Raw genomic sequence first — 21,740 nt, 5'->3', positions numbered from 1 at the left:
CAAGGCATGTCCAACGAAGTACAGGACAAGGTCATCGAAATCATCGCCGAGCAGGCTGTTTTGGATGTGTCCGACGTGACACCCGAAAGCTCGCTGGATGATCTGGGAATCGATAGCCTGGGTCTGGTGGAAAGCATTTTTGCCATCGAAGAAGCGTTCGACATTCAGGTGCCGTTCAATGCGAACGACCCATCGGAAAGCGATTTCGACATTTCGTCGGTTGCGGCAATCATCAAGGCCGTCGAAGGCCTGGTGGCTGAACAAAAGCAATGAAACGCGTTGTCATTACGGGGCAGGGGGCGATCAACGCCCTTGGCCACAGCGCCACGGCCACGCAACGCGCGATGGCCGAAGGCAAATGCGGTATCGGCCCGCTGGAACTGCGTGATGTAGAGCGTCTGTCAATTCGAATTGGTGGACAGGTTCAGGGCTTCGTGGCCGAAGATCACTTCAATCGCCAGCAGATTGCCCTGTATGACCGTTTCACCCAGTTTGCCCTTTTGGCCGCGAAAGAGGCGATTGCCCAATCTGGCCTAACATTCTCGGGCGACTTGTCTGCCGAAACCGGCGTTGTTCTGGGCACGGCAGGTGGGGGCGTGAACACCTGGGACGAGAATTATCGCACCGTTTACGAGGACGGAAAGAACCGCGTGCATCCGTTTGTGGTGCCCAAGTTGATGAACAACGCCGCGGCCAGCCATATCTCGATGGAATACAACCTCAAAGGACCCAGCTTTACCGTCGCCACCGCTTGTTCGTCGTCGAACCACGCGATGGGCCAGGCGTTTCAGTTGATCCGGTCCGGCATGAGCCGTGCAATGGTCACCGGCGGAACCGAGGCGATGTTGTGCTTTGGCGGCATCAAGGCCTGGGAAGGGCTGCGTGTGATGTCCAAGGACGCCTGCCGGCCGTTCTCGGCCAATCGCAACGGCATGGTGCAGGGCGAGGGTGCTGCGATTTTCGTGTTCGAGGAATACGAGCACGCCAAAGCCCGCGGAGCTGAGATTTTGGCCGAAGTTGTCGGTTTTGCCATGACCTCGGACGCCTCTGATATCGTGATGCCGTCCAAGCAAGGGGCGGCGCGTGCGATTTCCGGGGCCATGAAAGACGCCGGGCTGAACCCCGAAGATGTACAATACATCAATGCGCATGGCACCGGGACGGCGGCGAACGACAAAACCGAATGTGCGGCGGTTGCTGATGTATTCGGTACTCATGCCGACAACCTAATGATTTCGTCGACCAAGTCGATGCATGGGCATCTGATCGGCGGAACCGGCGCGGTAGAGCTGTTGGCCTGCATTTTGGCGCTGCGTGAAGGGGTCGTGGCGCCTACGGTCGGCTACCAAGAGGCAGATCCGGAATGTGCTCTGGACGTTGTCCCGAACGAAGCGCGTGATGCCAAGGTTGACGTGGTGTTGTCGAACGCGTTCGCCTTTGGCGGTCTGAACGCCGTTCTTGCCTTGCGGGCAATGTAAATGGCGCGGCCCTGGCCGCGCCAAAACCGTTATTCGGCCGGTTGTTCTTGCGACTCAACCATTTCCTTGAATGCGGCGGTAAAGCCAGACAGCGAAAGCCCGAGATTCACACGTTGGTCCGGCAAGGCCAGCGGTACAATCGAAACAATTGCTCCGTTCCCGCGACGATAGGAATCAACATCCTGCTGCGTCAGACCGATGCGCGCAAAACACGACACCTGCGTGCAGAAACGATAGGGATAGGTTTTTGCAGGGGAACGGTCGACCTTGATCGCCAATGGCTGGCTAAGCAACGTCTGCAGTGGCACCGCGATCGTGGCGCCAGCGGCAACTTCTTCCTGGCCGGGAATAAGGTAAACGGTAAATTCTGCGACGGGACCGCCCTGATCATCGGTCAAAAGCTGGTAAAGCTGGCAGGGATCAACCTGTCCTTCATTTGCACGAATGCACCGTATCTCCCAATCTGAATGGGTGTTCAGCCGATAGGAGGTGCCCGGTGCGTTCGGGTCCGCAGGGGCATCCGTTTCGGGCGCTGCCGTCTCTGCTTCTGTTTGGTTTGTCGCGGTGTCCTGAGCGACAACCGGAGCCGCCGAAAGTGCGATGCCCAGTAATGCCATGCGTAATGCATTCATAGCTGTGCTTGTCCTTTGTGCATTTTTCCTTTGCACAGCGGCTTAGCACGCGGTGGCAATGCTGTCAGGCGGAAAACTCTGTGCGCCAAAGCCCGGGGCGGGAAATCGCCGTTCAATCACAAGCGTTTGCGCAAATGAAAAGGGGCCAGCAGAGGGCCCCTTTTCGTGTCTTTTTTCTCCCCGTCGGACTGGCCGACTTAATCATTGCCGGAACGCTAGAATCATATTCGGGACGCGTCAACACATAATCACGCAATCGGCTACGGAATTGAAACCAGACAAAAAAAGAGGCCGTGCACAAACGGCACGGCCAGTCGACAGGGAGGAACCCCAAACGGCCATCGAGCCGATTGCGGGATAGCATCCAGTCTGGCACAAGGTGGTTAACGGGGTGTGATCAAGGCGTGCGCCGAGGCAGGAGGGTTAAACGTGCAAGACAGTATCGTGATCGGCGGTGGCGGAGATGCCTACGGGATTCAACAAAAGCTGCTGTTGAAATATGCCAACCGGCACGGGCTGATCGCCGGCGCCACGGGCACGGGCAAAACAGTTACCCTGCAGATCATGGCACAGGCGTTTTCACGCGCCGGTGTGCCGGTTTTTGTGTCAGACGTGAAGGGTGATCTATCGGGTATGGCCGCCGCGGGCCGGGCCGATTTCAAACTGCACGACGCGTTCATGAAACGCAGCGATACGATCGGGCTGCCGCTGGATTACGCCGCGTGCCCCGTCACCTTTTGGGATCTGTACGGCCAGCAGGGCCACCCGGTGCGCACAACCATCGCCGAGATGGGGCCGCTTTTGTTGTCGCGGCTGCTGGAACTGACTGACGCGCAGGAGGGCGTGCTGAACATCGCCTTCCGGGTCTCGGACGATCAGGGCCTGCCATTGCTGGATCTGGCCGATCTGCGGGCGCTGCTGGTGTGGATCGGTGAAAACCGTGACAGCCTGTCGTTGCGCTATGGTAATGTGGCGCCGGCCTCGATCGGGGCGATTCAGCGCCGTCTGTTGGTGTTGGAAAACGAAGGCGGTGCGCGTCTGTTCGGCGAACCGGCGCTGGCGCTGGACGATCTGTTCCTGAAAGACGCCACGGGGCATGGCCGTATCAACATCCTTGCCGCCGACAAGCTGATGGCCGCGCCACGCCTTTACGCCACCTTCCTGTTGTGGCTTCTGTCCGAGCTTTTCGAAGAGCTGCCCGAGGTTGGCGACCCCGACAAGCCCAAGCTGGTGTTTTTCTTTGACGAGGCGCATCTGCTTTTCGAAGACGCGCCCAAGGCGCTGGTGGATAAGGTGGAGCAGGTGGCCCGCCTGATCCGGTCCAAAGGTGTGGGGGTGTATTTCTGCACGCAAAGCCCGTCGGACATCCCCGAGGATATCTTGGGTCAGCTGGGCAACCGCATTCAGCACGCCCTGCGCGCCTTTACCGCGCGCGACCGCAAGGCGCTGAAACTGGCGGCCGAAACCTATCGCGACAATCCCCGGTTCGACACCGAAGAGGCCATTCGCAATGTCGGCGTGGGCGAAGCCGTGACGTCATTTCTGGAACGCAAAGGCGCGCCGGGCGTGGTGGAACGCACGCTGATCCGGCCGCCGGCCTCGCAACTGGGTCCGCTGGACAAGGCAGCGCGCAAGGCCGTCATTGACGCGTCACCGGTGGCCGGAAAATACGACACACTGCACGATCCACGCTCGGCCTATGAGATCTTGTTGCAGCGCTCTGAACAAGCCGCGCGAGAAGCCGAGGCAGCCGAAGAGGCGCTGGAAGATGCCGCGCCTATGCAGCGGGAATATCAAGCCGCTCGCCGCTATTCCGGCACACGAGTCAAAAGCTATCGCGCACGCACTGCGCGGCGGCAGTCCGATACGATCGGTTCCGCCTTGGGTAAAGCGCTGGTGAAAGAGCTGAAAGGCACCACTGGCCGGCGCATTGTGCGTGGGGTTCTGGGTGGCATCTTCAAGGGCCGCTAAAGCGGGCGCACTTTCAACTGGGTGATGCGGTTGGACTCGCGCGCGGCGACTTCGAACCGGAAGCCGTGGAAAAAGAACACCTGGCCCTGGTTCGGGATCATCTGCGCCTCGTGGATGACCAACCCGGCCACGGTATTGGCCTCGTCATCGGGCAGGGACCAGTCCGTGGCGCGGTTCAGATCGCGGATCGTCATGGAACCATCCACAAGGAAGTGCCCGTCATCGGTGCGTGTCAGGGTCACGTCATCGTCGATGTCGAACTCGTCGGTGATCTCACCCACGATCTCTTCCAGGATGTCTTCTAGTGTGATCAGCCCCTGCAGCGCGCCGTATTCGTCCACCACCAGCGCAAAATGCGTGTGGCGGCGCAGAAATTCGCGCATCTGGTCGTCCAACGTGGTGGTTTCGGGCACAAAATAAGGTTCCATCGCCACGTCGGTGATGTCGAACTTGTCCAATCCGTCGGGCTGCGCATCGGGGCCCCGTATCACACGGTTGACTGCGCGCAGCATATCCTTGGCATGTACCACACCCACAACGTTTTCCGGCTCGTCTTTGAAAATTGGCAGACGCGTGTGTGGGCTTTCGAGACATTTGGAAAGAAGCGTTTCCGGGTCTTCCTCGGCATCCAGCATCTCAATGTTTGAGCGATGCAACATGATCTCTTCAACCGTGCGGTCTCCTAGATCCAGCGCGCCAAGGATTCGGTCACGGTCCTCTTTCTCGACAACGCCTTCGGAATGGCCCAGCTGTAGCGCACCAGCGATCTCTTCGCGGACGGCAAGGATATGGCTGTCGGGGTCGATCTTTACGCCAAACAGCCCCAACACGCCACGCACCAAAGAGCGGATTGCCGAGACCAAAGGCGAAAAGACGCGGATCACCAACGCAATCACGGGCGACACGCGCGCGGCGGCGGTTTCAGCATTGGTGATGGCATAGGTTTTGGGCAGGACCTCGGCAAAGATCAGCACCAAAAGGGTCATCACCAAGGTCGCAAGGGCCACACCGCTTTCGCCAAAAAGGCGCGTGAACAAGGCCGTGGCCAGAGAGGTGGCCAGGATATTCACAAGGTTATTGCCCAGCAGGACCGAGCCAATCAGCCGTTCGTTGTCTTCGGTGATATCCAGCGCGCGCTTGGCCCCACGCGAACCCTTGTCCGCCTGACTGCGCAATTTCCCGCGCGAGGCCGCCGTCAACGCGGTCTCGGAGCCCGAGAAAAAGGCCGACAGGATCAAAAGCGTGGCGATGGCCCCGCAGGTCAACCAAAAGGCGGTGTCAAAACCGGTCATTCGTCTTTCCGTTCAGAAGTTTGGCCCGTTTAGGGATGTCCCTTGTATGCGCGCAGGCGGGGTGGCGATCAAGGGTCTGGCTTGGGATCGGCCAGCGGGTGATGTGTCAGCACCAGTTTGCGCAGGCGTTCCTGCAGAACATGGGTGTAGATCTCGGTCGTCGAGATATCGGCATGGCCCAGCAGCGTCTGGATCACCCGTAAATCGGCGCCGCCTTCCAGCAGATGCGTGGCAAAGGCATGGCGCAATGTATGCGGTGTTACCTTTGTCGGTGAAATGCCAGCGCGTGCAGCCAGGTCTTTAACAAGCGCATAAAATCGCATCCGCGTCAGGTGCCCGGTTGCTCCGCGTGATGGGAACAGGAACGGGCTTGCCGTGGCACCCGCCTCGCGGGCTTTCATTTCGTTACTGTCACGCTCGGAAAGCCAGTCCTGGATGGCCGCGCGGGCAGGGGGCGACAGGGGCACCATTCGCTCTTTGCCCCCTTTGCCTTTGATCAGGACAAGGTTCGGATCGCCTCGAACCGCTGACACCGGCAACGAGACCAGTTCGGTCACCCTCAGCCCCGTGGCATAGAGCACTTGCATCAGGCAAGTATCACGCGTGGCATTGCGGCCTTGGGTGGCGGCGTCCAACAGGGCGTCAACCTCGGAATGGGTCAAGACCTTGGGCAGTGCCTTGGCCTTGGGCGGGCCTTTGATCTGCATGGCAGGATTGATGTCGCGCCAGCCTTCTTCATAGGCGAAACGAAAGTACTGTTTGATCGCCGATAGACGGCGCGCACGGGTGCTGGCTGCCAACCCGGCAGTTTCGCACCGGATCAGGTAGGCAATGATCTCGTCTTGCCCGGCCGTTTCCAGATCGCTGCCATGCCGTGACAGGTCCCCTGCGAAATCCATAAGGTCACGGGCATAAGCCAGTTGAGTGTTGGTTGCCGCGTCCAGTTCGGCCGATATCGCGTCCAGAAAACTCTGGATAGCCCGCGCGTCGGCGGTGCTTGCGTTCATGCTTCCGGGCCCAGGATCAACACTTCTATGGCAGCGCGGCGCGCGGCCTCCTCCAGGCCTACACGGCGCAACACGGCCAAGCCTTGGGTCAGGTCCGCCAGGTCGCCATCCTGACCGGCGGCTATCCGATTGATTGCCTGCAGGATGGCTTCGCCCAACCGGCCTTCGTCCAGCATGGCTTTCAATTGCAAGTCCAACTCGGTTGTTTCAGCAAAGCCGGCCGTGATCGCCGTTTCGCGGGCATCGTCGGGTTCGGTCGGCAATCCGCGTGCAACCGAGATGAGGAAGCGCGCACTGGCGTTTTCTTCAAACGCTGCGGCAACGGTCTCGTAACTGGGCGATAACAGCCCCAACCACAAGGCCAGCGTCGCCGCGTCTCCTTCCAGCGCAATACGCGCCAGCCGTTCGCCGTAGATCGACGCAAAGGCCGCTTCCAACCCGGCTTCGCGCATGGCGGCCCATGCCGGGGGCAGGGCCATCGCCACCATGTCGGCGTCGCCACCCAGAACGGCCGCATCCAGCGCTTGCAGGGCTTCGACCCGGTCAAAGACTCCACCCGATGCTGATGGCAATCGCGCGGAATAAACGCCCAGCAGCCGGTTTGGCGCAATCGCGCCGCTGCGTGCCAGCCGTTCGGCGGCCTCTAACTGACCACGCCAGCCCGTGATTGAACGCAAGTCCGCTTGTGCATAGGCCAGGGGCAGGTGACCGGTCGCGACCGGCGTCCCGATGGCCTCGTACATGCGAAAAACCAATGGGCTGGGCCGGTGCGGCACGTCCAAAGGTTCAGCGAAGTCAGCAAATTCCGGGTCAAGGAACCGGATCAGCAAAGCATCTTCGGCCTCGGTTATAAAACCCAGCGCGTTGCCTGTTTCCAAGGTCAGCGCGGCCGCGTTCCAGTCATTGCCGCGGGCAAGGCAGAATATCCGGGCCGGAAAGGTTGGTGCGATTCCCGGTGCTGCGCGCATTGCGGCGCAGGCGCGGTCTTCCTGCCCGGTCAGCAGCGACACGTCGAACCAACGCCGAAACAGGGCCGGATTCGTTGGTCCGGCGCGTTCCAACAACTCCTGCGCCTGATCAAGGGCACCCAACGCCAGAAGCTTGTCGAGACGCGCAAGGAACAAGGCGTTTTCGTCACCAATCGGTGCGTCAAGTTCGGCCAATAACAAGGTGTACAGAAGGCGCTGCATCGACGGCAGCAAATCCGGCGGCAGAGCGCCAATTTGCCGTGAGAGCTCGCGCCCAGAAGATTCTTGCCACAAATCTGCAGGCAGCCCGGTAACCGAAACCGGCAACAATCCAACGGCGTCCAGCTGTGGCGCGCCCAGCGGTGCAACAGAAATGTCTTCGATCGGGCCGGCTGGCGAAATCGACGCGTCCGGCGTAACTGGCGGGATAGCTACAGAATTGGACAGCCAATCAATGGCGGACAAAGGTTCGTTCGCATGCGCGGGCGCGCACAATCCTGCCGCAAGGGCCGCAATCGCCAACCTAGTCCACATCGAGAGTCGCCGGTTCAGTGATCAATTGCCGTTCCGGTGTCAGATCGGCCAGATAGGCGAAACCCACCAAGCCGATGAACCCGAGCACGATCAGGATCAGAAGAAGTTTCAGAATGCGCCCCATAAGCCTGCCTTTTGTGATGCGATTTGTTCCGCGATGTCTTTGTTGCGATTATATATGGCATTTCCTGCAAGTTCACGCCATTGAAGGGAATTGAGATCACTTTTGGCGGGAGGTTGCGCAACTTGGCGCTTACTCTACACAAGACCGTTGTGCTGGTTGGCATGATGGGGGCGGGCAAAACCGCCGTTGGAACAGCTCTGGCGCGACGCATAGGCGTGCCGTTTCTGGACAGCGACGAGGAAATCGTAAAGGCGTCGAACATGTCGATCGCCGAGATTTTTGAGCGCGACGGAGAGCCATTCTTTCGCCGCAAAGAAGCGCAGGTGATCACGCGGTTGCTGGAAACCGAACGCTGCATCCTGTCCACCGGCGGCGGGGCGTTCATGGCCGAAAGCAACCGGCTGGCAATCAAGGAAAAAGGTGTGTCGGTATGGCTGAACGCCGATCTGGACCTGCTCTGGAACCGCGTAAAGCATAAGGATACACGCCCGTTGCTGCGCACACCCGATCCCCGCGCCACGTTGACCGAACTGTATGAGGCCCGCGTGCCGATTTACGCTCAGGCCGGACTTCAGGTGAAGGCCCTTGCGGCCTACAGCATTGAAGAGATGGTGGACGAGGTCGTACGCGCCCTGAAAACCCGCCCGGATATTTTGGAAGACATTTGATATGACAGACACCGTTCACGTCGCATTGCCTGGCCGCGAATATGAAATTCAGATCGGCGAGGGGCTGATCGCGCAGGCGGGCAAGTTTATTGGCCCGATCCTGCACCGGCCTCGCGTTGCAATTGTCACGGATGAAAATGTTGCCGCGTTGCATCTGCCGTTGTTGACGGACGCACTTAACGGTCAGGGGATCGAGGCCACGGCGTTGACCCTGCCCGCCGGTGAGGCCACCAAATCCTGGCCCCATTTTGAACGCACCGTCGAATGGATGCTGGCCGAGAAAGTTGAACGCCGCGACATCGTCATTGCCCTCGGCGGCGGGGTTATTGGTGACCTCGTTGGATTTGCGGCCGCCGTCCTGCGACGCGGCATCCGCTTCGTTCAGGTCCCCACCAGCCTTCTTGCACAGGTCGACAGTTCGGTCGGCGGCAAAACCGGGATCAATGCTCCGCAGGGTAAGAACCTGATTGGCGCCTTTCATCAGCCCAGCCTGGTGCTGGCAGATATCGATGTGCTCGACACCATGACACCGCGCGACTTTCTGGCCGGTTATGGCGAGGTGGTGAAATACGGGCTGTTGGGTGATGCCGCCTTCTTTGATTGGCTCGAGTCAGAGGGCCCGGCGCTTGCCGCCGGTGACAAGGCGGTCCGGGCCCGTGCGGTGCACCGGTCGGTCGAAATGAAAGCCGAGATCGTGCTGCGCGACGAGACCGAACAGGGTGACCGGGCGCTTCTGAACCTGGGGCACACGTTTTGTCATGCGCTCGAGGCCGCAACCGGTTATTCCGACCGCCTGCTGCATGGCGAAGGGGTGGCGATCGGCTGCGGACTGGCGTTCGAGTTGTCGGCCCGCATGGGGCTATGCAGCCAGGAAGACCCCAGCCGCCTGCGTGCTCACCTGCAAACCATGGGGATGAAACGCGACCTCTCTGACATCCCCGGCGACCTGCCCGATGCGGACGGGTTGTTGGCGCTGATGGCGCAGGACAAGAAAGTGGTCGACGGCCAGCTGCGCTTCATCCTAGCGCGCGGCATCGGTGACGCTTTCGTCACCGCCGAGGTGAACCCCGCCGATGTGCACGCCGTCCTGTCCGAGGCGCTGACCCGCTGAATGAAAAGCCCCGCCAAGGCGCAAGCCGCGGCGGGGCGATGAATGGGCCGTAAAATGGCTCAGAACGGAATTTCGTCGTCCATGTCCGAGGCCGGGCCAGGGCCACCTTGACCCCCGCCACCGTAGCCGCCGCCTTGCGAGCCGGAATCGTATCCTCCGCCGCCGCCACCATAATTGCCGCCGCCTTGTCCACCAAAGCCGCCGCCACCACCGCCGCCGCCTTCGCCGCGCCCATCCAGCATGGTCAGCGTGCTGCCAAACCCTTGCAGGACAACCTCGGTCGAATAGCGGTCCTGACCGTTCTGATCCTGCCACTTGCGTGTCTGCAACTGGCCCTCGATGTATACCTTCGACCCTTTGCGCAGATATTGCTCGCAAACCCGCACCAAACCTTCGCTGAACACCGCAACCGAGTGCCACTCGGTCCGTTCACGGCGTTCGCCTGTGTTGCGGTCTTTCCAGGTCTCCGAGGTCGCAATGCGCAGGTTGCAGACCTTGCCGCCATTCTGGAACGAGCGCACCTCGGGGTCGCGACCCAGATTGCCCACCAGAATTACCTTGTTCACCGATCCAGCCATACGCCGCTCCCATCGAATCTTTTTGCTGTTGTGACCTTCGTTACACCACCCCGTGCGACGGTTGCAAAGCGCAATCTTGCGGGCGGCGATCGGCGATGATTTGCCATGTGACTGGAAATAAATTCATTTCCGGTTATATTTTGCGCGAAAAGTAATGGGGTGGGGTATGCGTTTCGTTCATTTTTGCATCGCTTCGGCGCTGATTTTTACATGCGGCACACCGGTTGGTGCGGAAACATCTGCCAGCACCAAATCACGTGTTCAGCTATTTCAGACCCAAACCAAGCTGCTGGATACCCGCGCCGCGGCCCAGTACAACACCAGTCACCGTTTGCAGCCGACACGGGTTATCACACCGTCCAAACATAACTCGGCCGCATATGCGGGATCCTATCGCGGGGAATACCTGCAAATTGCCCGCGACGCGGCGTATCGGCATGGGGTGCCCGAAGACCTGTTCCTGCGCCTTGTGCAGCAAGAGAGCAACTGGAACCCAACCGCCAAAAGCCACAAGGGCGCAATCGGCTTGGCGCAATTGATGCCCGGTACCGCCAAGTTGCTGCGGGTAGATCCGCATGATCCCTATCAAAACCTGGACGGTGGCGCACGGTATCTGCGTGAGCAGTACGAGACATTCGGGTCCTGGCGCTTGGCTCTGGCGGCCTATAATGCCGGGCCCCGCGCTGTTGAAAAGCACAATGGCGTGCCGCCGTACAAGGAAACGGTAAACTATGTCCGCAAAATCTGGGGCAGTTAGGGGCGGCCGGATTTCCGGAATGCGCCGGGGCTTTTACCCGCCTTGTTCGAGAATACCCGCGAGAAATACGCTGGTGATCGATAGCCCAGCGCCTTCGAAATATCTTTGACCGGTTCCCTCGTATCGACCAGCAATCGCCGCGCCTCGGCAAACTTGCGATCGGCCAGGAACTCCGAAGCGGTGAGGCCTGAGATTGTTCGGCAGACGCGTGTCAGATGCGTGGTGGTCACGTTCATTTCGCGGGCGTAATCGCCGGCGGATTTTTCCGAAGCAAAGTCCTTTTCAACCAGCGTGGCAAACTTTCGCATAAGGCGGCGCGAGGCGTCGTTTGCCTCCATCGCGTCGTCGTGGTGCAGACGATTGCGTTCCAACCAAACCGAGATCGAACCACAAAGAAATCCCATCGCTTGAACGCGCGCCGGTCGGTCGCTTTCGGCCTCTCGTTGGAGCCAGTCGAAGAGTTGGTTGAGTTCGTTTTGGTCGCGGTTGTCGCGGATGCGCAGGTGCAGGGGGACCGTGGGAAGTGACAGATTGTGGCCTGCGCCGAAGAACAGGTTGTGGCCGAATGTCTGCGCGCCGGGTTGCAATGAATGCATCGTGCCAGACGGAATGAAAACCGCATTATTGCCCGAGAATCCGCGGGTTACGCCGCCCACGGTGATCCGTCCTTGCCCGCGCGTGAACCAGATCAACTGATCAACCGAGTAGCTGCGCAGCGCTTCATTGCGCCATTGGTTGCTGTTTTGAATGCGCGAAATCGCTATCAGGCGCGGTTCAGCGGAATTCATCAGATTCTCTCGGTTTGTGGAAAAGTTTAAAGATTTTGTACAAGTTTCAGCGGCAACTAAGCACAAATGTTTAAAAAGTCCAAGCGTTCCATGAGCGTGCCGTGTCGATTACAGCGCGCTTGGGTCCAGCGGGGCCCAGGATTTCATCCGCGAGCGAAACCAGGTGCGTTGTCGCTTGGCGTATTGATGTGTTGCGATGGTCGCCCGATTTATGGCCGTTGGCAAGTCCAACCTGCCCTGCAGATGCGCCACCAGTTCGGGCGCGCCGATGGCCTTGGATGACGGGCGTGCCGGATCCCAATGGGGCAGGTTCGCTTGGACTTCGTCCAGTGCGCCCGCGTTGATCATCATGTCAAACCGCCGATCAATTCGCGCGTTCAGCCAGTCACGTTCGCCGTTCAGAACAAATGCCTGCGCCCTGGCAAGCGGCAGCAATGGCGGCGGCGTTGCGTCTTGCCAGCTTGCCAGACCGCGACCGGTGGTTTTTTGCACCTCCCACGCGCGCTGAACGCGGACAGGATTCCGCGTGTCGATGCGCGCGGTTGTTGCCGTGTCCAGTTCAGCCAGCATGCCAAGGGCCCCCTCGTCGCGCATGCGGGCGTCTGCTTCGTTCCGTATGTCAGCCGGTGTGGGGGGGATCTCGGCCAGCCCTTCGGTCAGCGCCGAGAAATAAAGCCCCGTGCCGCCAACGATAATTGGGCGCTGCCCCTCGGACATGACATCGCCAACCTCGCGCAGCCAGTGACCCACGCTATAATCACCATCAAAAGGCACATGGCCATAAAGGCGGTGCGGTGCCGCCGCTTCGTCCGCGGGCGAGGGGCGCGCCGTGAGAATCTGCCAGTTGCCGTAAACCTGCAAAGCGTCTGCATTGACGATCACACCGCCGCCCCGTGCCGCAATTTCAAGGGCCAGCGATGACTTTCCGCTTGCAGTTGGACCAGCGATCAGCACCGGCTGCTCATTATTCAGGCCAAAGGGCGGTTTCAGGGGAAATTCCTTTCAGGTTCCGCATTGAACTCGCGTCCCTTTTCCGACATTTTGCGCGCAACGCCAAGTCAGCATCAGGGGTGGTATTCATGAACGACGGAACAGGCAATACGCCCGCACCGGCCTATAAGCGTGTCATGCTCAAAATTTCGGGCGAAGCGCTGATGGGGGACCAAGGGTTCGGGTTAAACCCGCCCATCGTCGAAAGAATCGCCCGCGAGGTGCAATCGGTCCATGATCTGGGCGTCGAGATCTGCATGGTGATCGGCGGCGGCAACATCTTCCGCGGCCTTCAGGGCAGCGCGCAGGGCATGGAGCGCACCACGGCAGACTATATGGGGATGCTGGCCACGGTCATGAACGCGCTGGCGATGCAATCTGCGTTGGAAGGTCTGGGGATCTTCACCCGCGTGATCTCGGCCATCCCGATGGATCAGGTGTGCGAACCCTATATTCGCCGCCGCGCGGTGCGCCACCTTGAAAAGGGTCGCGTCTGTATCTTTGCCGCCGGTACAGGCAACCCGTATTTCACCACCGACACCGCCGCAGCGTTGCGCGCCAACGAGATGGCCTGTCAGGCGATCCTGATGGGCAAGAACGGCGTGGATGGGATCTATGACAAGGATCCGCGGACAAATGATGACGCCAAGCGGTATGACGAGGTGACCTATGACGAGGTTCTGCGCAAGAACCTGAAGGTCATGGACGCCGCCGCGATTGCCCTGGCCCGGGACAATGACCTGCCCGTGATTGTGTTCCCATTGGATGTCGAAGGCGGGTTCCGGGGCATTCTGGCCGGCAACGGCACCTATACAATGGTCCACGGATAACGCTATAAAACGGGAAGCCCACAAAGAGGCGACCAGATAAGGAAGGGTATGAGCATGGCCGACGAAGAGTTTGAACTGGATCTCGACGATCTGCAGCGTCGTATGGACGGGGCAATGGGGTCACTCAGAACAGAATTCGCGTCATTGCGGACGGGCCGTGCGTCGGCCTCGATGCTGGAACCGGTCATGGTCACGGCCTATGGCGCGCCGACGCCGATCAACCAGGTGGGCACCGTGAACGTGCCCGAGCCGCGCATGGTTACCATCAATGTATGGGACAAGGGTCTGGTTGGCGCGGTTGAGAAGGCCATCATGGAAAGTGGCCTTGGCATCAATCCGCAGACCAATGGTACCATCGTGATGCTGCCGATCCCCGAGCTGAACGAAGAGCGTCGTCGTGAGCTGTCAAAAGTGGCCGCGCAATATGCCGAAAGCGCCCGTGTGGCCATTCGCAACGTGCGCCGCGATGGCATGGACCAGCTGAAGAAAGCCAAGTCCGACGGGCTGAGCGAAGACGACCACAAGATCTGGAGCGACGAGGTTCAGGAACTGACCGACAAGGCCATTTCCGGCATCGACTCTGCGCTTGACGCCAAGCAACAGGAAATCATGCAGGTCTGAACACGTTCAGGCCACGGCAATTGCCGGAAAGGACAGGCAAAGGGTGACCGATCAAGCGCCGTCAGGCGGGCCCGAACATGTGGCCATCATCATGGATGGCAACGGCCGCTGGGCGCAAAGTCGGGGCAGGCCGCGCTTGTTCGGCCACCAGATGGGCGCGCGACGTGTCCGCGAGATCGTCGAGGCCTGTCCGGGTCTTGGTGTGCGCTATCTGACGATCTTTGCCTTTTCGACCGAGAACTGGAAGCGGACCCAGACCGAGGTTTCCGGTCTGATGAAGCTGTTCGGCCGGTATATCCAGCGCGAGGCGCAGACGCTGCTTGAGGCGGGCGTGCGCGTTCGGTTCATCGGGGATCGCGTACGGCTGCGTCCCAGCCTCGTCGAGATGATGGACCGCCTGGAAGAGCTGACACAGAACAACGACATGATCCACCTGACCGTCGCGCTGAACTATGGCGGTCGCGACGAGGTGGCGCGGGCGACCAAGCGGCTGGCACGCGACGTGGCCGATGGCAACCTGTCACCGGATGACGTGGATGCCGAAACCTTGGCCAAATACCTTGATACCTGCGTTTTGCCGGACCCCGACCTTGTGATCCGCACATCGGGCGAGGCGCGGATCTCGAACTTCCTTCTGTGGCAATCGGCCTATTCGGAATACGAGTTCACCTCGACCCTGTGGCCCGATTTCACCAAGGACCACTTTGCCGAGATCATCCGTAATTACGGCAACCGCGAACGGCGGTTCGGAGCCGTGGCTGTCTGATGGCCGTGTGGTCTGACCTGAACAGCCGCTTGGCGTCTGGCGCGGCCATGGCGTTGGTCGGTGTCGTGATGATTTGGCTGGGCGGCATCTGGTTTGGTACGCTGGCCGCTTTGGTCAGCGGCATCATGGTGTGGGAACTGGCCCGCATGATGGCACCCGAACAGCGCAATGCGGCGTTGCAACTGGGGTTGGCGGCTGCGATTGCCTTGCTGGTGGCGCGGGCCTTTGGTGGCCTTTGGGTGGCGCCGCTGATCGGCGCGGTCGCGGTACAGGGTGTCTCTACCCTGCGGATTTCCAACAGCAACAAATTGCTGTTCGTGTTGTTTTCCATCGGCATTCTGGGCGCCGGCACGGGGCTGACCTGGTTCCGTGACACGTATGGCATTGTCTGGCTGGTCTGGCTGGTGCTGGTTGTGATCGCAACGGACGTGTTCGGCTATTTCGCGGGGCGCTTGGTTGGCGGGCCAAAATTCTGGCCCGCGATCAGCCCCAAGAAGACATGGTCGGGCACCGTCGCTGGCTGGGTTGCTGCCGCATTGCTGGGGCTGGCATTTCGGCAATTTACCAATGCCGGGCCGGACCTTCCGTGGATTTCCATGGCATTGTCGATGGCCAGCCAGGGCGGCGACATGGCCGAAAGTGCCCTGAAGCGCCGGATGGGTGTCAAAGACAGCTCGTCGCTCATCCCGGGACATGGCGGATTGTTTGACCGGTTCGACGGATTGTTGGCCGGGGCCTTGTTCATGCTGCTGGTTTCGCAGCTGGTCTACGTGCCCGAGGTACGGATCTGACCATGCGGCGTGTGTCTGTCTTTGGGTCCACAGGCTCAATCGGTGTCAACACGCTGGACCTGCTGTCGCGCGATGCAGCGGCTTATGAAATTGTCGCGCTGACCGGCGGGCGCAACATCAAATTGCTGGCACAGCAGGCGCGCGCCTTCGGCGCCAAGGTCGCGGTGACATGTTTTCCGGACCGGCTGTCTGATCTGAAAGAGGCGCTGGCGGGAACAGAAACCGAAGCCGCAGCCGGCCCCGAAGCCATTGCCGAGGCTGCGACGCGCCCGGCTGACTGGATCATGTCGGCCATTGTTGGAACCGACGGCCTGATCCCCAGCCTTGCTGCCGCAGCTCAAGGCAGCACACTGGCCCTGGCGAACAAGGAAAGTCTTGTCTGCGCCGGGTCATTGCTGATGGACACGGCCAAGCGGGCAGGGGCCACCATCCTGCCCGTCGATAGCGAACATTCGGCGGTGTTCCAGGCCCTGGTAGGCGAGGAAATGTCTGCTGTCGAGCGGGTGATTATTACCGCATCGGGCGGTGCATTCCGGGATTGGCCGATCGAGAAGCTGATCTCTGCAACCCCGGAACAGGCTGCACAGCACCCGAACTGGTCAATGGGCATGCGCATCACGATCGACAGCGCGTCGATGTTCAACAAGGCGCTCGAGGTGATCGAGGTCAAAGAGTATTTTGGCGTCACGCCGGATCAGATCGAAGTGCTGGTCCATCCGGAATCGCTGATCCATGCGATGGTTGGGTTCCGCGACGGCGCGCTGATGGCGCATCTGGGCGCGCCGGATATGCGGCACGCCATCGGTTACGCGTTGCACCACCCCAACCGCGCTGAATTGCCGGTCGCCCGTCTGGACCTGGCCAAGGTGTCGCAGCTGAACTTCACCGCCCCGGACCCGGCTCGTTTTCCGGCGCTGGCGCTGGCCGGTGACGTGATGGAGATCGGAGGCCTTGCCGGCGCGGCGTTCAATGCAGCCAAGGACCATGCGCTGGATGCATTCATTGCGCGAAAGATTGCCTTTACGGACATGGCTAAAGTTGTTGCCGAGGTGTTGAACCAGCTTTCGCGCGAAAATAGCCTTACAAAAACCGCGATCACCCTTGATCTGGTCCGAGAAATGGACATTTTTGCCCGCAATGTGAGTGAAGCGGTTATTTTGAAAACTGCGTTTTAAAGAAGGATCAACAGGTGGACAGTCTCCCCGATATCGGAACCATGCTTTATAACGGTGTTTTCTTTGTGATCGCGCTGAGCGTGGTGGTGTTTGTCCACGAGATGGGACATTACCTTGTGGGCCGCTGGACCGGGATCCGGGCCGAGGTATTCTCTATCGGGTTCGGCAAGACACTGATCTCGGGCTATGACCGCCATGGGACCAAGTGGCAGGTGGCGATGATCCCGCTGGGTGGCTATGTCAAATTCCTTGGGGATTCTGATGCGGCCAGTGGCAAAGATGCCGAATTCATGGGCGAATTGGACGAGGAAACCCTGCGCCATACCATGCATGGTGCACCCTTGTACGCACGGGCCCTGACGGTTGCAGCCGGACCCGTTTTCAACTTTGTGCTTTCGATCATTGTCTTTGCGGCACTGATGATGGTGCAGGGCGAGGTGGCTAATCCCCCAACCGTTGGGAAGCTGTCGAATATCCCCTATGGTGCAGTTGACCTGCAGCCCGGTGATCGCATTCTGCAGATTGATGGGACTGAAACTCCGGACTACGAGGCCATTGGCGATCTGGCGGACACCCTGCCATCCTCGCCATCGGTGAGCTACGTAATCGAGCGCGATGGACAACAACAGACAATCGAGGGTCCGTATCCGTTTCCGGCCCGTATCTCGTTGGTGCAACCGCAATCGGCGGCATTTGATGCCGGTCTGAAACTGGGTGACTATGTCACGGCAATTGATGGTAATCCAATTATCGGGTTTGGCGACGTGGTCGACACCGTTCGGGACACGAAGGACAAGTCCCTGGACTTGTCCGTCTGGCGTGATGGTGAAGAACTGAACTTTACGCTGACACCGCGCCTGTCGGATGTTCCCCTTAACGAAGGCGGTTTCGAGCAGCGGTGGCTGATTGGCATGACGGGTGGAGGTTTGTTCTTTGAACCGGCCCGCCAGCAACCCAGCATCATTGATGCGACTCTGAACGGTATCGACAGCACATTTGGTGTCCTGACCGGTAGCCTGTCGATGTTGTACCACGTTGCTGTAGGTGACATCAGCACGTGCAACGTCCGAGGCATTTTGACCATTGCTGAAACTTCGGGTGCAACAGCGGTGCAGGGGATCGTGTACTTCGTTTCCTTCATCGCCATGCTTTCAGCCGCTATTGGCATGGTTAACTTGTTTCCTATCCCCGTGTTGGACGGTGGCCACCTTGTCTTCCACTTTTACGAAGCAATTGCCGGCAAGCCGCCCAGTGACCGGGTGCTGAACGTCATGATGAGCGTTGGAATCGTTCTGGTTCTGGGGCTGATGCTGTTTGCCCTGGGCAACGATATTTTCTGTCGGTAACGCCTCGCAAGGGGCCGAATATGGCCCCAATTGCGCCACATTTGATCGCCATTTTGGGGCCAACCCGAAGGCGAAACAGATGTAGGAGGCCACGAGATGACAACTTTGACACATGGATATCGCAGCCTGTCACTGCTTTGGAAACTGAATTGGGACCGCGTGCTGTGCACCGGTGTTCTGTTTGGTGCCCTTATTGCAGGTTCCTACCTGGCGTCGAATATCTGATCCAACCTCCCCGGATTGACGGCTTGGCGCGGCGTTTAGACGTCGCGCTTTTTCGTTGCGCGGTGAATTGCGTGTGACGATTTTCGCGTTTTGACAACGCGCGGTAATCCCGCTACTCAGAGGTGATATAAAAGACACCTGGGCGGGACGGTCTGATGACGAATTTCTTGCGTGGCTTCGCGGCCGCGGTTTCGCGTGCAAAAGCAGCTGGTATTGCGGTTTTTGTCTCTTTTGCACTTGTTTTCTCGGCCTTGCCCGACGATGTGGCGGCGCAAAGCTTCCGCTTTACCAATGTACAGATCGAAGGCAACCAGCGCGTCGATGGGGCAACGATTCTCAGCTATACCGGGATCGAACGTGGCGTGCCGATCGAGGCTGGCGCGCTGAATGAAGCCTACCAGAACGTGGTGAACAGTGGCCTGTTCGAATCTGTTGAGTTCGAGCCGCGTGGCAACACGTTGCTGATCCGCGTTGTCGAATTTCCGACGATCAACCTGATTGCGTTTGAAGGCAACCGTATCCTGAAAGACGATGTCCTGGCCGATATCATCGTCAGCCAATCACGCCGCGTCTACAGCCCGTCGCGGGCCGAAGCCGATGCCGCCGAGATCGTGAATGCCTATGCACAGTCCGGGCGGATCGCAGCAACTGTAGAGCCCAAGATCATCCGCCGAAGCGACAATCGCGTGGATCTGGTCTTTGAGATTCTGGAAGGTCGCGTGATCGAGATCGAGCGTATCTCTTTTGTTGGCAACCGCGCATTCTCGGAACGTCGTCTGCGTGGTGTGCTGGAAACAAAGCAAGCCGGCCTGCTGCGCCGGTTTGTCCGCAGCGACACGTTTATTGGGGATCGGATCGACTTTGACCGTCAGGTTTTGTCTGATTTCTATGCCTCGCGCGGTTATATCGATTTTCAAGTGCTGGGGGTGTCGTCCGAACTGACACGTCAGCGCGACGCGTTCCTTCTGACCTTCAACGTTCAGGAGGGGCAGCAGTTTGACGTGGGTGAAATCAGCGTTGTTTCCGATCTGGAGGAAGTTGACGTTGACGAATACCTGGCTGCGCTGAAACTCAGCAGTGGCAAAACCTATTCGCCCGAACTGATCGAACAGAATATCGCTCGCCTGGAACGCAAGGCGGTGCAGCAGGGGTTGGATTTTGTCCGGGTTGATCCGCGCATTACCCGGAACGATCGTGATTTGTTACTGGACGTCGAATTTGCGGTTGTGCGTGGTCCCCGTATCTTTGTTGAACGTATCGATATCGAAGGCAATGCGACCACGCTGGATCGCGTGATCCGTCGTCAATTCGACACGGTTGAGGGTGACCCGTTCAACCCGCGCGAAATTCGCGAAACAGCAGAACGCATCCGCGCGCTGGGTTTCTTCTCGACGGCAGAGGTGAATGCGCGCGAGGGATCGTCGCCCAGCCAGGTTGTTGTCGACGTGGATGTGGAAGAGCAACCCACCGGTTCGTTGTCCTTTGGTGCCGCGTACAGCGCCACCAATGGTATCGGGCTTACGGCATCGTTCAACGAGTCCAACTTTCTTGGTCGTGGCCAAACACTGGCCTTCTCGTTTGCCACCGGTACGGATAACCGCCAAGGGACGTTGACCTTCTTTGAACCTGCAATTCTGGGCCGCGATGTGGGGTTCCGTGTAACGGGCTCTTACGCAGAAACCAACGACCAGAATTCGAACCTGTACGACACCCAGGCGATTGCATTCTCGCCGTCGATCGAGTTTCCGCTGGCCGATTTCAGCCGCTTTGGTCTGAATTATACGTTTGAGCAGACCGAGCTTTCGAACTACACCGGCTCCTCCGCGCTGATTGCGGCCGAAACGGCGCGCGGCAGCGAAACCCGCAGCAGCCTTGGATTCAGCTATGAATTCGATACCCGCCGCACAGGATTGAACCCGGATGCCGGCGTGTTGGTGCGGTTCTCGCAGGATATTGCGGGGGTCGGGGGTGACCTGAACCAGCTGGAAACCAGCCTGTTGGTTGGTGCAGAAACCCTTGCATTCGGTGACGTGGAGTTGCGCGCCGAAGCCGAAGCAGGATTCTTGCAAACGCTAAATGGTACCAGCCGCCTGACTGACCGCTTCTTTGGCAATGGCAAAATTCGTGGCTTTGACTTCAACGGTTTTGGTCCACGCGATACGGGCGCGGCGTCGAATGACGCGTTGGGTGGTAACCAACTGCTGGCCATCCGGCTCGAGGCGGAGTTCCCGCTTGGGATACCCGAAGAATACGGTATCCGTGGTGGTCTTTTCGCCGATTTTGGCTCGGTCTGGGGGCTGGACAACAATTTGGGCGGCACGATTGACGACAGCTTTGCGTTGCGTTCGGTCGTTGGGGCGTCGATCTTCTGGGATACGGCCATTGGTCCGCTGCGGTTCAACTTTACCCGTGCGCTGCAAAAAGAGTCGTTTGACGAGGAGCAGCGGTTCGATCTGACCATCTCGACCCGGTTCTGATGCGGGCACTGGTCGCCGCGCTCGTTTTTCTTTTGCCGGCCCTGATGGCAGGGCCGGTTTATTCGCAAAATACCGAAAATGCGCAACGGTCCGCGTTGATGGTTGTCGACTATGATGCGCTGTTGTCCGCGTCGGAATACGGGCGTTCGATTATTCGTGGGATCGAGGCACAGAACGTGGCCTTGTCAAACGAGAACCGCCAGATCGAAACGCGTCTTGAGGCCGAGGAATTGGCGCTGACCGAAGAGCGCGAAACCTTGTCGGCCGAAGCTTTTCGCGAAAAGGCGGGCGAATTTGACGCCAAAGTTGTGGCACTGCGTCGTCAGCAAGACGAAAAAGCCCAGAACTTGGCACGGCTGCGCGATACCGAGCAGCAGCGCTTTTATGAAGAGGTTTTTCCTTTGATCAGCCAGGTGGCCGCGCGCCACGGGATCGAGGTGGTTTTGAACAAGGGATTGGTTTTGATGTCGCTGGAAGGCGTTGATCGCACCACCGAGGTTATTGACCTTATCGACAGCACCTTGTTGCCGGCGTCAGACAACGACAACCGCTGAGCGCGCTTGTCTCGGCTGGGCCGGGTTGCTATGCCCTGACACAACAAAACAAAACGT

The 21,740-nt window shown here is 59.3% G+C and carries 23 protein-coding genes; 15 read left to right on the top strand and 8 right to left on the bottom strand.

Features of this window, described 5'->3' with window-relative positions; translation table 11 throughout:
- Positions 1-6 precede the first annotated feature (6 nt).
- The gene (locus ACMU_RS06400) at positions 7-273 is read left to right on the top strand and encodes an acyl carrier protein (RefSeq protein ID WP_035257316.1); all 267 of its coding nucleotides are present in this window, start codon (positions 7-9) and stop codon (positions 271-273) included.
- Positions 270-1,478, top strand: a complete 1,209-nt coding sequence (locus ACMU_RS06395) for a beta-ketoacyl-[acyl-carrier-protein] synthase family protein (protein ID WP_035257315.1) — start codon at positions 270-272, stop codon at positions 1,476-1,478. Before ACMU_RS06400 ends, ACMU_RS06395 begins: the two co-directional genes overlap by 4 nt.
- Before the next feature lie 29 nt (positions 1,479-1,507).
- On the opposite strand, the gene ACMU_RS06390 is transcribed toward ACMU_RS06395, so the two are convergent.
- Positions 1,508-2,146, bottom strand: a complete 639-nt coding sequence (locus tag ACMU_RS06390; protein WP_236626208.1) for an invasion associated locus B family protein — start codon at positions 2,144-2,146, stop codon at positions 1,508-1,510.
- A gap of 393 nt (positions 2,147-2,539) precedes the next feature.
- On the opposite strand from ACMU_RS06390, the gene ACMU_RS06385 reads away from it, so the two are divergent.
- Entirely contained in the window at positions 2,540-4,081 is a 1,542-nt protein-coding gene (locus ACMU_RS06385) for a helicase HerA-like domain-containing protein (RefSeq protein WP_035257635.1), read from the top strand.
- Here the strand turns inward: ACMU_RS06385 and ACMU_RS06380 are convergent.
- The 4 genes from ACMU_RS06380 to ACMU_RS19855 all read right to left on the bottom strand — a co-directional run bounded on the left by ACMU_RS06380 (position 4,078) and on the right by ACMU_RS19855 (position 8,006).
- Complete coding sequence (locus ACMU_RS06380) at positions 4,078-5,373, bottom strand: HlyC/CorC family transporter (protein WP_035257311.1); 1,296 nt, start codon at positions 5,371-5,373, stop codon at positions 4,078-4,080. The genes ACMU_RS06385 and ACMU_RS06380 overlap by 4 nt on opposite strands.
- A gap of 68 nt (positions 5,374-5,441) precedes the next feature.
- The gene (locus ACMU_RS06375; RefSeq protein WP_035257310.1) at positions 5,442-6,380 is read right to left on the bottom strand and encodes a site-specific tyrosine recombinase XerD; all 939 of its coding nucleotides are present in this window, start codon (positions 6,378-6,380) and stop codon (positions 5,442-5,444) included.
- Positions 6,377-7,813, bottom strand: coding sequence for a hypothetical protein (locus tag ACMU_RS06370; protein ID WP_236626207.1), 1,437 nt, complete (start codon positions 7,811-7,813; stop codon positions 6,377-6,379). The genes ACMU_RS06375 and ACMU_RS06370 overlap by 4 nt, the downstream gene beginning before the upstream one ends.
- Positions 7,814-7,871: 58 nt before the next feature.
- Positions 7,872-8,006, bottom strand: a complete 135-nt coding sequence (locus ACMU_RS19855; RefSeq protein ID WP_268870856.1) for a hypothetical protein — start codon at positions 8,004-8,006, stop codon at positions 7,872-7,874.
- A gap of 122 nt (positions 8,007-8,128) precedes the next feature.
- Between ACMU_RS19855 and ACMU_RS06365 the strand changes: the two genes are divergently transcribed.
- Entirely contained in the window at positions 8,129-8,674 is a 546-nt protein-coding gene (locus ACMU_RS06365; RefSeq protein WP_152544533.1) for a shikimate kinase, read from the top strand.
- Between the two features lies 1 nt (position 8,675).
- A complete protein-coding gene (gene aroB, locus ACMU_RS06360; protein ID WP_035257304.1) occupies positions 8,676-9,785 on the top strand; it encodes a 3-dehydroquinate synthase in 1,110 nt (369 codons plus the stop codon).
- A 59-nt stretch (positions 9,786-9,844) separates the two neighbouring features.
- Here the strand turns inward: aroB and ACMU_RS06355 are convergent, their stop codons facing one another.
- Complete coding sequence (locus tag ACMU_RS06355; RefSeq protein ID WP_035257301.1) at positions 9,845-10,363, bottom strand: single-stranded DNA-binding protein; 519 nt, start codon at positions 10,361-10,363, stop codon at positions 9,845-9,847.
- 166 nt (positions 10,364-10,529) lie between these two features.
- Here ACMU_RS06355 and ACMU_RS06350 point away from each other — a divergent pair, with 166 nt between their 5' ends.
- Complete coding sequence (locus ACMU_RS06350; protein ID WP_081805409.1) at positions 10,530-11,120, top strand: lytic transglycosylase domain-containing protein; 591 nt, start codon at positions 10,530-10,532, stop codon at positions 11,118-11,120.
- Here the strand turns inward: ACMU_RS06350 and ACMU_RS06345 are convergent.
- Both ACMU_RS06345 and miaA read right to left on the bottom strand, forming a co-directional pair.
- Positions 11,117-11,908 (bottom strand): AraC family transcriptional regulator, encoded by a 792-nt coding sequence (locus ACMU_RS06345; protein WP_035257299.1) that lies wholly within the window; start codon positions 11,906-11,908, stop codon positions 11,117-11,119. The genes ACMU_RS06350 and ACMU_RS06345 overlap by 4 nt on opposite strands.
- A 108-nt stretch (positions 11,909-12,016) precedes the next feature.
- Positions 12,017-12,898, bottom strand: a complete 882-nt coding sequence (gene miaA / locus ACMU_RS06340; protein ID WP_035257297.1) for a tRNA (adenosine(37)-N6)-dimethylallyltransferase MiaA — start codon at positions 12,896-12,898, stop codon at positions 12,017-12,019.
- A gap of 89 nt (positions 12,899-12,987) precedes the next feature.
- Between miaA and pyrH the strand changes: the two genes are divergently transcribed.
- From pyrH to ACMU_RS06300, 9 genes are all read left to right on the top strand, one after another.
- Entirely contained in the window at positions 12,988-13,728 is a 741-nt protein-coding gene (pyrH, locus tag ACMU_RS06335; RefSeq protein ID WP_035257294.1) for a UMP kinase, read from the top strand.
- Positions 13,729-13,782: 54 nt separating this feature from the next.
- Entirely contained in the window at positions 13,783-14,349 is a 567-nt protein-coding gene (gene frr / locus ACMU_RS06330) for a ribosome recycling factor (RefSeq protein WP_035257292.1), read from the top strand.
- A 43-nt stretch (positions 14,350-14,392) separates the two neighbouring features.
- The gene (locus ACMU_RS06325) at positions 14,393-15,115 is read left to right on the top strand and encodes an isoprenyl transferase (RefSeq protein ID WP_035257289.1); all 723 of its coding nucleotides are present in this window, start codon (positions 14,393-14,395) and stop codon (positions 15,113-15,115) included.
- Positions 15,115-15,906 carry a phosphatidate cytidylyltransferase gene (locus ACMU_RS06320; RefSeq protein WP_035257287.1) on the top strand — a complete coding sequence of 264 codons (792 nt, stop codon included), beginning with the start codon at positions 15,115-15,117 and terminating at the stop codon, positions 15,904-15,906. Before ACMU_RS06325 ends, ACMU_RS06320 begins: the two co-directional genes overlap by 1 nt.
- A 2-nt stretch (positions 15,907-15,908) precedes the next feature.
- The gene (gene dxr / locus ACMU_RS06315; RefSeq protein ID WP_035257285.1) at positions 15,909-17,081 is read left to right on the top strand and encodes a 1-deoxy-D-xylulose-5-phosphate reductoisomerase; all 1,173 of its coding nucleotides are present in this window, start codon (positions 15,909-15,911) and stop codon (positions 17,079-17,081) included.
- A gap of 41 nt (positions 17,082-17,122) precedes the next feature.
- Positions 17,123-18,427 (top strand): RIP metalloprotease RseP, encoded by a 1,305-nt coding sequence (rseP, locus tag ACMU_RS06310; protein WP_051588068.1) that lies wholly within the window; start codon positions 17,123-17,125, stop codon positions 18,425-18,427.
- Positions 18,428-18,523: 96 nt separating this feature from the next.
- A complete protein-coding gene (locus tag ACMU_RS19850) occupies positions 18,524-18,652 on the top strand; it encodes a hypothetical protein (protein ID WP_268870855.1) in 129 nt (42 codons plus the stop codon).
- 155 nt (positions 18,653-18,807) lie between these two features.
- Positions 18,808-21,129: an outer membrane protein assembly factor BamA gene (gene bamA, locus ACMU_RS06305; RefSeq protein ID WP_051588035.1), complete on the top strand. Its 2,322-nt coding sequence runs from the start codon at positions 18,808-18,810 to the stop codon at positions 21,127-21,129.
- Positions 21,130-21,173: 44 nt separating this feature from the next.
- Positions 21,174-21,683: an OmpH family outer membrane protein gene (locus tag ACMU_RS06300; protein ID WP_161635628.1), complete on the top strand. Its 510-nt coding sequence runs from the start codon at positions 21,174-21,176 to the stop codon at positions 21,681-21,683.
- Positions 21,684-21,740: the final 57 nt, after the last annotated feature.

The organism is Actibacterium mucosum KCTC 23349 (genome assembly GCF_000647975.1).
GTDB lineage: Bacteria > Pseudomonadota > Alphaproteobacteria > Rhodobacterales > Rhodobacteraceae > Actibacterium > Actibacterium mucosum.
The sequence above is the reverse complement of the archived record's forward strand: the minus strand, read 5'-3'. Positions and strand labels throughout refer to the sequence as shown.

Coding starts and splice junctions, on each gene's coding strand:
- ACMU_RS06380 (WP_035257311.1), bottom strand. CDS start 5,373: ATGACCGGTTTTGACACCGCCTTTTGGTTGACCTGCGGGGCCATCGCC.
- bamA (WP_051588035.1), top strand. CDS start 18,808: ATGACGAATTTCTTGCGTGGCTTCGCGGCCGCGGTTTCGCGTGCAAAA.
- ACMU_RS19850 (WP_268870855.1), top strand. CDS start 18,524: ATGACAACTTTGACACATGGATATCGCAGCCTGTCACTGCTTTGGAAA.
- ACMU_RS06395 (WP_035257315.1), top strand. CDS start 270: ATGAAACGCGTTGTCATTACGGGGCAGGGGGCGATCAACGCCCTTGGC.
- ACMU_RS06400 (WP_035257316.1), top strand. CDS start 7: ATGTCCAACGAAGTACAGGACAAGGTCATCGAAATCATCGCCGAGCAG.
- ACMU_RS06350 (WP_081805409.1), top strand. CDS start 10,530: ATGCGTTTCGTTCATTTTTGCATCGCTTCGGCGCTGATTTTTACATGC.
- ACMU_RS19855 (WP_268870856.1), bottom strand. CDS start 8,006: ATGGGGCGCATTCTGAAACTTCTTCTGATCCTGATCGTGCTCGGGTTC.
- ACMU_RS06320 (WP_035257287.1), top strand. CDS start 15,115: ATGGCCGTGTGGTCTGACCTGAACAGCCGCTTGGCGTCTGGCGCGGCC.
- aroB (WP_035257304.1), top strand. CDS start 8,676: ATGACAGACACCGTTCACGTCGCATTGCCTGGCCGCGAATATGAAATT.
- frr (WP_035257292.1), top strand. CDS start 13,783: ATGGCCGACGAAGAGTTTGAACTGGATCTCGACGATCTGCAGCGTCGT.
- ACMU_RS06300 (WP_161635628.1), top strand. CDS start 21,174: ATGGCAGGGCCGGTTTATTCGCAAAATACCGAAAATGCGCAACGGTCC.
- ACMU_RS06345 (WP_035257299.1), bottom strand. CDS start 11,908: ATGAATTCCGCTGAACCGCGCCTGATAGCGATTTCGCGCATTCAAAAC.
- dxr (WP_035257285.1), top strand. CDS start 15,909: ATGCGGCGTGTGTCTGTCTTTGGGTCCACAGGCTCAATCGGTGTCAAC.
- ACMU_RS06355 (WP_035257301.1), bottom strand. CDS start 10,363: ATGGCTGGATCGGTGAACAAGGTAATTCTGGTGGGCAATCTGGGTCGC.
- rseP (WP_051588068.1), top strand. CDS start 17,123: ATGCTTTATAACGGTGTTTTCTTTGTGATCGCGCTGAGCGTGGTGGTG.
- pyrH (WP_035257294.1), top strand. CDS start 12,988: ATGAACGACGGAACAGGCAATACGCCCGCACCGGCCTATAAGCGTGTC.
- ACMU_RS06375 (WP_035257310.1), bottom strand. CDS start 6,380: ATGAACGCAAGCACCGCCGACGCGCGGGCTATCCAGAGTTTTCTGGAC.